13 protein-coding genes are annotated in these 13492 nt (G+C 74.7%); 4 read left to right on the forward strand and 9 right to left on the reverse strand.

What is annotated here, in order from left to right:
• Positions 1 to 249: 249 nt before the first annotated feature.
• On the reverse strand, positions 250 to 1704 hold the full coding sequence (locus AB6N23_RS02825) for a hypothetical protein (RefSeq protein ID WP_412864568.1): 1455 nt from the start codon (positions 1702 to 1704) through the stop codon (positions 250 to 252).
• 579 nt (positions 1705 to 2283) lie between these two features.
• On the opposite strand from AB6N23_RS02825, the gene AB6N23_RS02830 reads away from it, so the two are divergent.
• The 3 genes from AB6N23_RS02830 (at position 2284) to AB6N23_RS02840 (ending at position 5333) form a co-directional block, all read left to right on the forward strand.
• Entirely contained in the window at positions 2284 to 2757 is a 474-nt protein-coding gene (locus tag AB6N23_RS02830) for a LysM peptidoglycan-binding domain-containing protein (RefSeq protein WP_412864570.1), read from the forward strand.
• Positions 2758 to 2812: 55 nt separating this feature from the next.
• Positions 2813 to 3367: a putative glycolipid-binding domain-containing protein gene (locus tag AB6N23_RS02835; protein ID WP_412864572.1), complete on the forward strand. Its 555-nt coding sequence runs from the start codon at positions 2813 to 2815 to the stop codon at positions 3365 to 3367.
• 112 nt (positions 3368 to 3479) lie between these two features.
• Positions 3480 to 5333, forward strand: a complete 1854-nt coding sequence (locus AB6N23_RS02840) for a glycoside hydrolase family 15 protein (RefSeq protein WP_412864574.1) — start codon at positions 3480 to 3482, stop codon at positions 5331 to 5333.
• Between the two features lie 24 nt (positions 5334 to 5357).
• Here the strand turns inward: AB6N23_RS02840 and AB6N23_RS02845 are convergent, their stop codons facing one another.
• A complete protein-coding gene (locus AB6N23_RS02845; RefSeq protein WP_412864576.1) occupies positions 5358 to 6230 on the reverse strand; it encodes a L,D-transpeptidase in 873 nt (290 codons plus the stop codon).
• 590 nt (positions 6231 to 6820) lie between these two features.
• Here AB6N23_RS02845 and AB6N23_RS02850 point away from each other — a divergent pair.
• Positions 6821 to 7069 (forward strand): hypothetical protein, encoded by a 249-nt coding sequence (locus tag AB6N23_RS02850; RefSeq protein WP_412864578.1) that lies wholly within the window; start codon positions 6821 to 6823, stop codon positions 7067 to 7069.
• A gap of 205 nt (positions 7070 to 7274) precedes the next feature.
• Here AB6N23_RS02850 and AB6N23_RS02855 read toward each other — a convergent pair whose 3' ends face one another.
• The 7 genes from AB6N23_RS02855 to AB6N23_RS02885 form a co-directional block, all read right to left on the reverse strand.
• A complete protein-coding gene (locus tag AB6N23_RS02855) occupies positions 7275 to 7916 on the reverse strand; it encodes a maleylpyruvate isomerase N-terminal domain-containing protein (RefSeq protein ID WP_412864580.1) in 642 nt (213 codons plus the stop codon).
• 60 nt (positions 7917 to 7976) lie between these two features.
• The gene (gene arr / locus AB6N23_RS02860) at positions 7977 to 8399 is read right to left on the reverse strand and encodes an NAD(+)--rifampin ADP-ribosyltransferase (RefSeq protein WP_412864582.1); all 423 of its coding nucleotides are present in this window, start codon (positions 8397 to 8399) and stop codon (positions 7977 to 7979) included.
• A gap of 271 nt (positions 8400 to 8670) precedes the next feature.
• Complete coding sequence (locus AB6N23_RS02865) at positions 8671 to 9336, reverse strand: hypothetical protein (RefSeq protein ID WP_412864584.1); 666 nt, start codon at positions 9334 to 9336, stop codon at positions 8671 to 8673.
• Positions 9336 to 9818: a hypothetical protein gene (locus AB6N23_RS02870; RefSeq protein ID WP_412864586.1), complete on the reverse strand. Its 483-nt coding sequence runs from the start codon at positions 9816 to 9818 to the stop codon at positions 9336 to 9338. The genes AB6N23_RS02865 and AB6N23_RS02870 overlap by 1 nt, the downstream gene beginning before the upstream one ends.
• Positions 9815 to 12280 (reverse strand): molybdopterin oxidoreductase family protein, encoded by a 2466-nt coding sequence (locus tag AB6N23_RS02875; protein WP_412864588.1) that lies wholly within the window; start codon positions 12278 to 12280, stop codon positions 9815 to 9817. The genes AB6N23_RS02870 and AB6N23_RS02875 overlap by 4 nt, the downstream gene beginning before the upstream one ends.
• Positions 12281 to 12411: 131 nt before the next feature.
• Positions 12412 to 12963 carry a DUF4334 domain-containing protein gene (locus tag AB6N23_RS02880; RefSeq protein WP_412864590.1) on the reverse strand — a complete coding sequence of 184 codons (552 nt, stop codon included), beginning with the start codon at positions 12961 to 12963 and terminating at the stop codon, positions 12412 to 12414.
• 114 nt (positions 12964 to 13077) lie between these two features.
• Positions 13078 to 13428 carry a hypothetical protein gene (locus tag AB6N23_RS02885; RefSeq protein ID WP_412864592.1) on the reverse strand — a complete coding sequence of 117 codons (351 nt, stop codon included), beginning with the start codon at positions 13426 to 13428 and terminating at the stop codon, positions 13078 to 13080.
• Between the last annotated feature and the right edge of the window lie 64 nt (positions 13429 to 13492).

The following is a 13492-nucleotide window of genomic DNA, read 5'->3' on the forward strand; positions in this document are numbered from 1 at the left end:
CGGTGGGGCGGTGGTGGTGGACGGCGGCGGGCTCGCCCCGGACACGCCCGTGCGCGGGCTCGCGGTGCTGCTGCCGGCACCGTCGCCGTGTGCTCTGCGTCCCGACGTCGCCACGTCGGCCCCCTCGCATCGTCACGAGGACCGACGCCGGGGCGTCAGTCGCCTGGGGCGAACGTAGCAGCGACCCCGTGGGGACGCCCAGGGGGCCCTCGGACCGTGCCGGAGGCCGACCACGAGGACGACCGGGACCTACACCTCTGCGTCGACGACGGTCTGGTCGGCCACGTCGACGTACGTGGACCCATCCGACGTGTCAGCGCCTCGGTCGTCCGGTGGCACGGGGGCGTCGCCGGGAGTGCTGGCCGGCTCCGGCCCGTCCTGGGACGAGAGCGCGGTCGACACCAGGGCCGCAGGCACGCCGTCGGTCGTACCCGAGTCGGACTCCTGCCGCACACGCGGCGGTGCGGCCGACCACGCCTTGAGGTACTGGACGACCTCGGCGTAGAAGGCGTCGACCACGTCGAGGACCGAGTCGATGAACGTGCCACGACCGCGCCCACGCTTCGCGCCCATCGGCTTCGTGATCGCGATCTTGAAGGTCCGAAGCTCCTTCGCCGGGTCGGCGACCAGCACGGTGGGGTCGGCGCGCACGTCCCGGAGCAGCTCGGCGGCGCCCGCTCCCCTCGCGTGAGCGGCGTACGCCTCGACGCGTGCGGTCTCCGGTGCGTTCTTCAGCTGTCGGACGAGCCAGTTGACGCGGGTGGTGGAACGCCCCTCGCGCGGCGCATCGACTTCCACGAGCGCCGTCACCGTCCCGGCTCGCAGGTCGGCAGTGACCTGGAGGTTCCCGACGGTGCCGGGGATCCGGATCGCGCCGGACAGGATGCCCGCCGATGCCAGGCCGTTGACGAGGTCCTGCGTACGGAGGGTGGGGTCCGCCAGTTCCTTCCGGCTCAGCACCGGCGTGACCTCCGCGCCGAGGCGTCTACCCAGCGAGAGGCTCGCGAAGCGCAGGAGCGCATCGAAACGGCTCGCGACCTCACCGATGCCCTTGTCGCTTGCGCGCAGGGTGCCGGCCCTCACGGCGTCACGAATACCGACCCAGGAGTCGCCCATGTCGTCGAACTCCAGCGCTCCAGATCGCGGGTGCTCGAGATACCGGATCAGCTCACCGAGGATCCACGCCTGGTCCGGGTCGGCGATGCCGCGGAACTCCTTCTGCATGACGGCCTCGGCCAGAACCTGGGTCCACGAGAGGTGATGGAGCGCGACCTTGCGCAGACGCCGCTTGTCCACCTTCGTCGGGTGCTGCCCGGCCACAGCGGGAATCTCGTTCGAGATCGTGATGACTGCGTCGAAGCCGTTCTCGCGCGCGATGTCGAGGTAGTTCTCGAGCTGATCGGTCGCGAGCTCGTTGGTGCCCGTCTTGACCTCGACGAGGGCCGTCCAGGCCCTCTGCCCCCGGGACACGCGGATGAGCCCGTCCGGATAGAGACGCTTGTCCCCGAGGACGAACGGGACCTCGATGTAGGTCTCGACAGCACCCGCGGGCGCACCGTACGGCTTCGTCAGCGCCCGGCCGAACTCACGAACCGCGCTCATCACCGCGAGGAGGGCCGACGTCGCACGTCGCTCCTGCTCCTCGGCGCCGTTGATGCCCGACGTCGGGATGAGCCTCGCCTCGTGCCACGCCTCTTCGGCCATCGTCGACCGCCCTCGCTCTCTCGTGATCCACCCGACCCCGTGTTGCCGTTTCACGGTCGCTGCTCGTGGGTAGCGGACGGCAGCGGCCGGCCCGACGAGGGGCGTGGCTGCTACTTCGGCACAGTCGTCCGCGCGGTTGAGTGCGAGCTCCCGGTACATGGCACCGGGACCCAGTCGCTCGCGTCAGCGCGCTCCGCCGGCGCGTCTTCGCCTTACGGCTGCAGCCCTTCATGAGGTGAACGGAGAAGGGCCGTGGCGGTGGCGATGTCACTGTCGATGTCGGCGTCCACGCGGGGGCCCCCTGGAGCGCGTCTCGGAGGGCAAGCCCAGTGGATGCAGCTACGGGACGGATCTCCGCCACGACGTTCCCCGCGCGCGTGATCCCGGTCGTCTCTCCGCGCTCGACGGCGTCGAGCAGCTCGGCGAGAGCAGTTGCGGCGCGCGTGTCGGTCACGGTGCGCATGGCACGAGGGTGTCGACGTCGTGATCTCACCCGCGCCACGTGCGCGGCCCCCTGTCGGGGCGCACGCCGACGCGACTAGCGTGGTTCGCCCGGACTCCGACGGAGGAGAGCTCCCCATGGCCGATACGTGGACCATCCAGCTGCGCAGCCCGCTGGCGGGCGACCTGGTCGGGCAGCAGCTCGTCGTCGCCGCGATCGGCACGGCGTTCGAGGCGTCCTACGGGTGGCGCCTGCTCACCGACACCGGCGACGTCGTCCAGGACGGCTTCTTCCAGGCGGGCTCGATGGGGACGCTCGAGGCGTTCGCCCAGTCGGTGCCGATGACGCACACGCACGTCGGGCCGGCGACCTTCGAGCTGTTCGGCGACGACCCCTCCGGGGAGCACGCGCCCGGCGTCGACCTCGTCAGCGCGCGGGTGGTCCTCGTGCCCGGCGCGCGCGGGTACCGGCCGCACCAGGTCGTGCGGGGCGACACCCTGTCCGCGCTCGCCCGCGAGCACGGCTCGCAGGTCGCGTGGATCGTCGCCGCGAACGGCATCCCGGACCCGGACCTGATCCGCGTCGGCCAGGTGCTGCGGATCCCCGTGTGACACCCGTGGCGCAGGACCCCTGGTCGATCCGCGCTCCCTGCGGTGCACTGGAGGGGTGCTCGCCGACCTGCCGTCGATGGCTGCGTGGCGCTTCGTCGCGGCCGTCGACGGGTTCGAGGTGGTCTACCCCTCACCGCGCCGGATCCGCGGGCACACGTCCGCCGTCGAGGACGGCCGCGCGTACGCGGTGGACTACGAGATCGACCTCGACGACGCCTGGCGCACGCGCGAGGTCCGCGTCCGGAACGACACGCTCGACGGTCCGCGCTCGACCGTGCTGACGTCCGACGGCGCAGGCAGCTGGACGGTCGACGGCGTCGCGGCGCCGCACCTCGACGGGCTGGTGGACGTCGACCTCGAGGCGTCCGCGTGCACCAACACGTTCCCCGTGCACCGGCTGGACCTGCCCGTGGGCGAGGTCGTCGCCGCGCCGGCCGCGTACGTGCAGGCGCTCGACCTGTCGGTGCGGCGCCTCGAGCAGACGTACCGACGCCGCGACGCCCGCACGTTCGACTACACGTCGGAGGGCGGCGCGTTCCGGGCCGTGCTCACGTACGACGCGAGCGGGCTCGTCGTCGACTACCCCGGCATCGCGGTGCGGTTCGCCTGACCGCTCGACCGGCGGCGCAGCCCGGCCGGCGCGACGACCGACGCGTCCCCGTCGCCGCGTCCGCCCCGGGGCCCTCATGCGGACCCGACGCCCACCCCGTACAAAGGACGAGGTGAGCACCCACATCGAGGACTACGCCCTCCTGTCCGACCTCAGCACCGGCCCGCTCGTGTCGCGCGACGGCAGCATCGACTGGCTGTGCCTGCCGCGGTTCGACTCGCCGGCGGTGTTCTCGGCGCTGCTCGGCGGGCCCGACGACGGGCGCTGGCAGCTGTCGCTGGTCGACGGCGAGGTCGTCGAGCGCCGCTACCTGCCGCGCACGTTCGTCCTGGAGACGACGTGGCGCACGCCGACGGGCACGGCCACGGTCACGGACTTCCTGCCGCCGAGCACCGACCGCGCCGACCTGGTGCGCCGCGTCGAGTGCGTCGAGGGCACGGTCGAGGTCGAGCACGACCTGCGGCTGCGGTTCGACTACGCGCGCGCGACGCCGTGGGTGCGGGTCGTCGACCACGCGGGTGCGCCGGCGCTGCTGTCGCTCGCGGGGCCGGACGGGCTGCTCGTCACCGGACCGCTGCTGCGGCCCGCGGCGGACGACGACGGGACGGCCGAGCAGCCGGGCGCCGCCGGCGCCCCGCACGCCGAGGAGGGCGCGCGCGCCCCGCGCCTCACCGGCCGGTTCCCGCTGGAGGCCGGGCAGACGCTCGACTGGGACCTGTCGTGGTTCCCCTCCTGGGAGGAGCACCCGCAGCCCGCGGACGCCGACGCCGCGCTCGCGGAGACGGTCCGCTTCTGGACCGACTGGGCGTCGCAGCTGACCACGCACGACGCCCACGACCCGATGGTGCGGCGGTCGCTGCTGGTGCTGCGGGCCCTCACCCACGCCCGCACGGGCGGCATCGTCGCCGCGGCGACCGCGTCCCTGCCCGAGGAGCTCGGCGGCAGCCGCAACTGGGACTACCGGTACGTGTGGCTGCGCGACGCGGCGCTGACCATCGAGGTCGCGATCGCGCACGGTCTCACGCGCGGCGCGCGGCTGTGGCGGGACTGGCTGCTGCGGGCCGTCGCGGGCGACGCGCACGACATCCGGATCATGTACGGCATCGGCGGCGAGCGGGAGCTCGACGAGAAGGAGCTCGACCACCTCGACGGCTACGAGGGCTCGCGTCCCGTGCGCATCGGCAACGGCGCCGCGGACCAGTACCAGGCCGACGTCGTGGGCGAGGTGATGATCGCGCTCGCGGAGCTGCGCGACGCCGGCGTCGCCGACGACGAGTACTCGTGGGGCCTGCAGAAGAGCCTGCTCGCGTACTGCGAGGCGAACATCGACCGCCCCGACCACGGCATCTGGGAGATGCGCGGCGACCTGCACATGTTCACGCACGGCCGCGCGATGATGTGGGCCGCGTTCGACCGGGGCGTGCGCGCGGTCGAGGACCACGGGCTCGACGGGCCGGTGGACCGGTGGCGCGAGCTGCGCGACCGGCTGCGCGCGGAGATCGACAGCCGGGGCTTCGACGAGGCGACGAACAGCTTCACGCAGACGTACGACGGCACCGAGGTCGACGCGTCCCTGCTGCAGCTCCCCCACACCGGCTACCTCGCCTACGACGACCCGCGCATGCTCGGCACCGTTGCCCGCATCGAGGCGGACCTGCGCGACGAGCACGGCCTCGTGCACCGCTACCGCACCGAGGCGGGCCTCGACGGCCTCGAGGGCGGCGAGCACCCGTTCCTCATCTGCTGCTTCTGGCTCGTCGAGCAGTACGCGCACAGCGGCCGCCTGCCCGAGGCGGAGGCGCTCATGGACCAGCTCGTCGGGTACGCCAACGACCTCGGCCTGCTCAGCGAGGAGTACGACGCCGACGCGGGCCGGCTCATCGGCAACTTCCCGCAGGCGTTCAGCCACCTCGGCCTGATCCGGGCCGCGGACGCGATCGCGGCGGCACGGGGTACGGACGGCTGACGCGGTACGGACGGCTGACGCGCGTCAGGACACCGTGAGCAGCGTGCCCGGCGTCACCTTGCCCCACAGCATGTCGAGCACCTCGTCGGTCACCCGGATGCACCCGTTGGAGATCGCGCCCGTCGCCCGGAACGGCGTCGTGTGGATCGCCGTGGCGGACGTGTTCGTCGCGCGGTCGTAGACGTCGATCGTCTCGCTCTGGCTGGACAGCAGCAGCACGCGCGGCGTGTACGTGCCGGGCTGGTCCCACTGCGACCCGACGACGAACTGCGGCACCGCGGGCGTCGGCGTGTCCGGCGCGCCGACGGCGATCACGGGGACCGTCTGCGTCGTCGTGCCGTCCTCGATGGTGAGCGTGCGGGCAGCGAGGTCGAGGTGCAGGCGCCAGTCGGTGCCCGACGGTGCGGTGTCCTGCGCCCGGATCCACACCGTCCGGCCGTTCACCTGCGCCCGGTCCTGGCTGGGCAGCGCGCCGCGGCTCGCGACGAGCACGCGCAACCACCCGCCGCGCTGGTCCAGCACCGGCAGGACCGTCTGCACGTCGAGCGTCACGGCGGGCACCGCGCCGACGGCCCGCCCGCCGGGCGCGTCGTACCCGGCGGTGTCGCGGACGACCGTCGCGGTCTGCCACGTGCCGAGCGCGGGGTCGTCGTTGCGGCGCTGCTCGAGCCCGTCCGTGCCCGGCATGCCCGGGACGACGGTCAGCGGGTCGATGAGGGGCAGCGCGGCGACGTCGACGGGCGCGGGAGCCGCGGGCGCGGCGACGGCCGCCTTCGCCACCTCGACCGGCGCACGCACGACGACGGGCTCGGGCGCCGGCGGCTCCGCGGCGGCGCACCCGGCCGCCAGCACGGCGACGCACACCGCCGCGACCACTCCTCCACGCACCCGTCCCACCACACCATCATCGTCCGCGCCGGGGCCGGTGCGCGCCACGCGCCCGGTGGGTGGTGCGGCGGACGGGGGACGGCGAGGGGGTCGTCCGGTGCGGGCGACCGGTCCGGTTCGGTCCCGCCGCGGGTGGTCGGGTCGCTCGGCTGGTCGCTCGGCCCGCGGCGGTCGGCCGGGACTGGTCCGGCGGCGTGGGGTCGGGTACACCTCGGATCGTGACGGGTGCGGGTGCGGGACGGGCGGGCACGCTGGTCGTCGACGCGGCGAACGTGGTGGGCGCGCGTCCCGACGGCTGGTGGAAGGACCGCGCCGGCGCGGCGGCCCGCCTCCTGGACGCGCTCGCGGCGTCGGTCGACGCGGACGCGTGGGACGGACGACGCGTCGTCGTGGTCCTGGAAGGCGGGGCCCGGGCGGCCGTGAAGCGTTCGGGTCACCCACCGTCCGCAACGCTTCACACGACGCCGGAGGACCCGGCCCTGCACCATGCCGGTCACGCGAGGGCCGCCGTGCCCGACGGCTCGCCGGACGACGGGCCGTCGCAGCGTTCCGACCGCCCAGGGTCCACAGCCGTCCCTCCCGTCACCGACGACGAGGGCGTGCAGCGTTCGTCGCGCCAGGCGGGACGAACGCTGCACAGCTCTCCCGCCGGCGGGTGGTCCGGGGTCGACGTCGTGCTGGCGGAGCGGGACGGGGACTCGACGATCGTGGAGGTCGTCTCCGCGGCGGAGGACGACGTCGTCGTCGTGACGTCCGACCGGGAGCTGCGCCGACGCGTCGAGGCGCTCGGCGCCGACGTCCGCGGCGCCGGCTGGCTCCGCGACACCCTCGACACGCTCGCTCCGTGACGACCCCACCGACCCCGCCCCACCGCCCCACCGCCCCCCACCCGCCGAGTTCGCCGGTTCGACGCCCACGTCGCCTGCCCGGACCGCCGACCTCGCCGTCGGACAGGCGAACTCGGCGGGTGAGAGGGGGCAGGCTCGGGCGGGGTGGCGGGGTGGCGGGGTGCGGGTGGCGCGGCGGCCGGGCGGTCGGCGTCCGGGCGCCGGGTCAGAGGACGCGGAGCGCGTCCGTGGTGTCGCGCTCGCGACGCGCGAGCGCGTGCAGCACCGCCATGTCGCCGTGCCGGTGGCGGGCCGCGCCGACCAGCACCTCGACGGCGACGCCCACGGTCGCGGCCGGTGCGCGGACGTCGCTGCCGAGGCTGAGCGCGAGGTCCTCGGTGTGCACGGCGAGCTCGACGCACCGGGTGCGCAGGTACTCGTCGAGCAGCAGCGTGTGCCCCTGGTGCCGCACGGTGAGCCGCCGGTCGGCCGGTTCCCGCACGAGCCGCTCCCCCAGGCGCGCCGCCGCCGCGGTGACCGCGTCCGCGAGCGCGGCGAAACCCTGCGCCGCCGTCTCCGCGCTGCGCGCCCGCACGCCGGTGTTCAACGCGGACGTCGGCTCGGACGTCCCCGCGAGGTCGCCGTAGTACCCGGCGGCGGTGACGGGCGCGGCGTCGACGTCGAGCGGGCCGTCGAGGTACCACTCGACCTGCAGGACGCTGCGCGCCAGGTGCGCGGCGAGCTCGCCGACGGTGATGCCCGCGAGCGCGGACGGCTCGTCCCACGTCGTCGCGACGTCGTCGCTGGTCACGAGCGCGACGGCCACGGCCGCGCCCTCCCGGTAGGCGTCGCGCGCGCTGCTCGTCACGGGCGGCAGTGTGGCAGCACCGGCGGTGCCCGCACGACGGCGACCCGCACCGGTCCGCCGTCAGTCGTCGACCGCCTCCACGCCCTGCCGCGCGAGCTCGGCGACGTGGTCGCGCATGCGCTGCAGGACCTCGGGCGGGTGCGGCTCCCAGTCCTCGACCTCGCCGACCACGCGCACGGGCTCGCGCGTGCGGTACGAGCGGGTCGGGTTGCCGGGGAACCGCGTGTTCGTGAGGTTGGGGTCGTCCTCGATCGGGCCGGTCGGCTCGACGCGGTAGATGCGGCCGGGGCCGTCGCCGGCCGCCAGCTCGGCGCCCCACGTGGCGGCGTCGAGGGTCGCGGTCAGGTAGACGTGTTTCGCGGACCGGCCGGTGCCGAAGTTCGACCGCCGGCCGGGCACGAGCAGGTCGCCGACCTGCAGCTCGGCCGTGGTGCCGTGGAAGAACGGCCCGGGGTCGTCGACGCCGGTCGGTCCGTCGCTCATGCGCACCTCGTCGTGTCGCTCCCACGACCGCCGCCGCGGCAGCCGTCGCCGTCGCCGTCGACCCCAGGCGCGGCAGTCGCGGCATGTCGATGGCCCGCGTGGCAGCCTGTCGCCCGAGCAGCCGGCGGACGTCTCGTCCGTCGTCGTACGCACCCCGTACGCACCCCGTGCGTACGCCCGCGGACGACGTCCCGCCTCCGCCGCGACACGCCGCGACACGCCGCGGGTCGGACCGACGAGGAGCACCGGCGCGCCCTCCCGGCACGGCACCTCACAGCTGCCGCCGCACCCCCGCCTCGTGCGCGACCGTGCTCAGCTCGTCGTCGGCGGACCCGGTGAGCGCCACCTGCCCCGCCCCGCGACGTCCCAGCGGCAGCACCGTCCGGTGCCGCACGTCCTCCAGCTCGAACCCGAACGCCCCGTACAGCGCGAGCGCCGCCAGCGCGAGGCCGACGACCGCGGCCACCGTGAACCAGCCGCGGTCCCCCGTCAGCTCGGCGACGCCCGTGAGCGCGAACCGCACTCCCGCGAGCGCCATGATCGCCGCGGCGACGAGCTTCGTGCTCGCGGCCGCCGCGGGGACGAGCATCGCGACGCCGGCCGCGAGCAGCAGCACGCCCAGGCCCGCGCTCACGGCGCCGGGCGGGCTCGTCAACGTCGCCAGGGCCACCGCGCCCCACGTCCCCGCCAGCACGCCCATCCCGGTCCCCGCGACCGGGTCCCGGGCGAGGAAGCCCAGCACGGACGCGAGCAGCTGCACCGGCACCGTCGACGCGAGCACCCCCAAGGCGACGACCCGGCCCTGCTCCGCCGGCACCCACTGCAGCTGCACCGCGGCGAACGCGGTGGTCGCGAGGAACAGGCCGAGGAAGCCGAGGGGCAGCGGCGTCCCGATCGGCCGGACGACGACACGCACCTGCGGCGACGTGGTCGCCATCAGCTCACCAGCGCCTGCGTCGCGGACTCCTTCAGCTTGCCGTTCGCCCACTTCATCTGCCGGACGGTCTCCGGGTGGCAGCGCTCGGCGAGCTCGAGCAGCTCGAGGTGCCGCACGCCCTGCGCCGCCTGCGCGACGAGCTCCCAGTCGACCGACACGCCCGCGGCCCTCAGGTACAGCCCGCGCAGGTCGCGCAGGAGCAGCAGCTCGGGTCCCGACGACCGGCCGAGCGCCTCCGCCGACCGCTCGAGCGCGCGCGCCGACGGCTGCGGCACGCCGCGCGGCTCGGGGTCGAGGTCCTCGCCGTACCGGCCGGCGATGCCGGCGATCGCGCGCACGTGCTCGCGCGACCAGACGGCGAGGTCCTGCGCGACGTGGAAGATCTCGTGGTCCACGTCGTGCCGGTCGGCGACCTGCAGCAGCTCGTGCGCCAGGTCGTCCTCGGCGCGGTGCAGCTCGCGCAGCGCCAGCCCGATCTTCATCGCGCCTCCTCCAGCGCGTGCTCGACGACCGTCCGCGGACCCCGCGTGGGTGGGACGGTGCCGCGGACCGGGGCCGACGCGGTCGTCGTCGGGGCGGCGGACACCTGCCCGTCCGCCCGCTCGACGCGCCGGACCGCCGCCGCCGCGGTCTTGAAGATCGGCTGCTTCGACGCCGGGTCCCACTCGGTGATCGTCAGCTCGTTGGCGGCGCGACCGTGCGCGTGCGGCCCGTGCCGGTCCGGCTCGTGGCCACCGGGCTCGTCCCAGTAGCCGTAGTGGAACGGCAGGAAGACGACGCCCGCGCGGATGCCCGAGACGCGCACGCGCGCCCGCACCGACCCGCGTGGCGTGCTCACCTCGGCGAGGTCGCCCTCCGCCAGCCCGAACGCGTCGGCGTCGTGCGCGGAGACCTCGACCCACACGTCCGGTGCCGCGGCCGCGAGCTCGGGCGCGCGGCCCGTCTTGGTCCGGGTGTGGAACTGGTAGACCGTGCGGCCGGTCGTGAGCTGGAGCGGGAAGTCCTCGCTGGGCACCTCGTGCGGCGGCAGGTAGCGGGCGGCCTTGATGATCGCGCGTCCCTCGGGGTTCAGGGCGCGGTACTCGGTGGGCTCGACGGGCGCCCCGGTGACGAGGTCGCGCCCGTAGTCCTCGCAGACGTCGGGGTGGGCGAAGAACCGCCCGTCCGCGTACAGGCGCTCGGTGCCGTCGGGGTGCTCGTCGTCGACCGGCCACGGGATGCCGCTGCCACCGCGGAGCTTCGCGTACGTCAGACCCGTGTAGTCGCACGGCCGTCCGCGGGTGCACTCCTTCCACGCCTCGAAGGCCGACTCCGGGTCGTCCCACGGCACCAGCGGCCCGCCGTGCTTGTCGCGCAGGTCCATGCGCCGCGCGAAGTCGACGAGGATGTCGAGGTCCGCGCGCGCCTCGCCCGGCGGGTCGACCGCCTTCTCGGACAGGTGCACGGTGCGGTCCGCGTTCGTGAAGGTGCCGGTCTTCTCGCCCCACGTGGCGGCGGGCAGGACGACGTCCGCGAGCTGGGCGGTCTCGGTGAGGAAGAGGTCCTGCACCACGAGGAACAGCCGCTCCTGGGACAGCACCGACCGCACGCGCCGCAGCTCGGGCAGCGACACCGCCGGGTTGGTGCCCGTGACCCACAGCATGCGGATCGAGCCCTCCTCGACGTACCGCAGCATCTGCATGACGTGCGTCGGGGGCGAGTAGTGCGGGATCGCCATCGGGTCGACGTTCCACACCCGCGCGAGGTCCGCGACGTGCGCGTCGTTCGACCAGTTGCGGAACGCCGGCAGGTCGCCGTCCGCGCCGCACTCGCGCGTGTTCTGGGCGCTGGGCTGGCCGTTCATCTGCAGGATCCCGCAGCCCGGCCGGCCGAGCATGCCCCGGACGAGGTGCAGGTTGTTGACCTGGACGGCCGCGGCCGTCGCCTGGTGCGCCTGGTAGAAGCCCTGCAGCACCGTGGACGTCAGCCGCTGCGCGGTGCCGAGGACGCGGGCCGCCTCCCGCAGCTGGTCCTCCGGGACGTCGCAGATGCGCGCGACGACGTCCGGCGGGTACTCGCGCACGGCCTTCTCGAGCTCGGCGAAGCCGACGGTGTGCGCGTCGACGTAGTCGCGGTCGACCCAGCCGTTCGCGAGGATCTCGTGCAGCAGGCCGTTCATCAGGGCGACGTTGGTGCCGAGGCGCGGCGCGAGGTGGACGGTCGCGGCCCTCGCCACCGGCGTCAGGCGCGGGTCGACGCAGACGACCGCGGGCGGGTCGTCGCCGGCGAGCCGGTCGAGGACCCGCATCCACGTCACCGACTGCGTCTCGGCCATGTTGTTGCCGAACAGCGCGATGACGTCGGCGTGGTCGATGTCCGCGAACGACCCCGGCTGGCCGTCGCACGCGAACGACTCCTTGAGGGCGGCGGCGGCCGTCGCGGTGCACAGGCGCGTGTTGCCGTCGACGTGGTTGGTGCCGATGCCGCCGTGGGCGACGAGCCCGAGCGTGTAGTACTCCTCGGCGAAGAGCTGACCGGTCGTGTAGAAGCCGACCGCGCTCGCGCCCTGCTCGTCGAGCAGCTCCTTGGTACGCGTGACGACGCGGTCCATCGCGGTGTCCCAGTCCGTCTCGACGAGCTCGCCGTCGACCCGGACCAGCGGGCGCGTCAGCCGGTCGCGCGAGCCGTTCGCCTGCCAGCCGAAGAGGTCCTTCACGTCGACGCGCCCGCGGTTCACGCGGTCCACCTCGCGCCCCCGGACGCCGACGACCCGGCCGTCCTTGACCGCGATGTCGATCGCGTCGCCGTTGGAGTGCAGGATCGACGCGGTCTGCACCCAGCGGTCGACGTCGTCCGGCTCGACACCGTCGGCGAGGTGCATGTCGACGCGCCGCGGCCACGGCGTGCCCGCCGCGTACGGGGTGCGCGTCCCCCATGGCTGGGCGATGCGGTCGACGTGGGGCACCGGCGTCCTCCTGGCTCCGTGCCGGGACCTCCGCGCCGGCGCACCGCCCGGCCGATGCGCCGGACCCACGCTGCACCCGGGCCGGTGCCGCCGCCAGCCGCGGCCGGGAACCCGCGCCGGGCGGAGCCGACTCAGCCGGCCGACCGCCGCAGCACGAACACGAACGGGTGCGGCTGCCCGCGCAGGTCCATCGCGCCGAGCACGGTGTCGTCGTCGACGCGGCGGAACGCGTCCACGATCGGCTGCCGGTCGTAGACCATCGCGGCCGACGCGACGCCGCGGTAGACGACCGTGCGCAGGCGGGCGTGCGGGCGGCTCGTGGTGAGCAGCGGCCGGACGAGCGCGAACGCCCGGGCCGCGACCGCCCGCGGCACGACGGGCGCGAGCCGCAGGCCCATGCCCATGGGCAGCGGGGTGGGCGTGATCGCCACGAGCCGGCCGCCGCCGGCGCGGAAGACGAGCGGGTGCACCACCTCCGGCGTCACCATGCGCTTGCCGTGCCAGCCGAGCGCCTCGAGCAGGCCGTCGAAGGGGTGGCCGGTGGGGAGGCCGCGGCCCGTCCACCTGCCGAGCAGGTCGTCGACGTCGAGCGGCGGGAGGGCGTCGAAGAGGGCGAGCGCGGCATCGGGCGTGGTGCCGGGCTCGAGCGCGCGGAGGCGGTCGGCGGCGTCGGTGCTCGTCATGCGGGCTCCTGCGGTGGATGGCGTCGTCGTGGACGCTATGCCGACGCGTGCGCGTCCGCCATCACCCCGGGACCGCTCAGGAGCCGCCGGCGTGATCGGCGGGACGACGACCGCTCAGCCGTCCGTGCGGTCCAGGTGCTCCAGGAGCGAGTCGGCAGCCTCGGCGACGTCGTCGTGGTCGTTCTGCGACGCACGCTGCTTCGCGTGGATGAGCGCGGCGCGGTTGACCCGCTCGAAGTCGCCGTACGGGAAGCGGTACCGCCCCTTGGTCTCCTCGGACGCCTCCGTGTCGATCGCGAGGTGCCACTCCCCGTAGCCGTCGTAGCCGCGCGCGTCGATGACGTCGTTCTCCGCGGAGGTGCTGGGCGCGGCGTCCGACCACTCGGTCGTCGTGTCGTACCGGCCGTCGTCGATGAGCCGGCGGGCCGCCTTCACCGCCGCGTCGTTGACCTCGTACGTCGCCACGGTCCCGACGCTACCCAGCAGCCCTCGAGGACGCCCCTCGGCACGCGCCGACGGGCGGCCGTGA

The sequence above is a fragment of the Cellulomonas pasadenensis genome (assembly GCF_047229365.1).
Classification (GTDB): Bacteria; Actinomycetota; Actinomycetes; order Actinomycetales; family Cellulomonadaceae; genus Cellulomonas.

What these genes read in the sequence shown, in the direction of transcription:
- AB6N23_RS02825 (WP_412864568.1), bottom strand. Translation starts at nt 1,704, where the DNA reads ATGGCCGAAGAGGCGTGGCACGAGGCGAGGCTCATCCCGACGTCGGGC.
- AB6N23_RS02830 (WP_412864570.1), top strand. Translation starts at nt 2,284, where the DNA reads ATGGCCGATACGTGGACCATCCAGCTGCGCAGCCCGCTGGCGGGCGAC.
- arr (WP_412864582.1), bottom strand. Translation starts at nt 8,399, where the DNA reads ATGAGCGACGGACCGACCGGCGTCGACGACCCCGGGCCGTTCTTCCAC.
- AB6N23_RS02865 (WP_412864584.1), bottom strand. Translation starts at nt 9,336, where the DNA reads ATGGCGACCACGTCGCCGCAGGTGCGTGTCGTCGTCCGGCCGATCGGG.
- AB6N23_RS02870 (WP_412864586.1), bottom strand. Translation starts at nt 9,818, where the DNA reads ATGAAGATCGGGCTGGCGCTGCGCGAGCTGCACCGCGCCGAGGACGAC.
- AB6N23_RS02880 (WP_412864590.1), bottom strand. Translation starts at nt 12,963, where the DNA reads ATGACGAGCACCGACGCCGCCGACCGCCTCCGCGCGCTCGAGCCCGGC.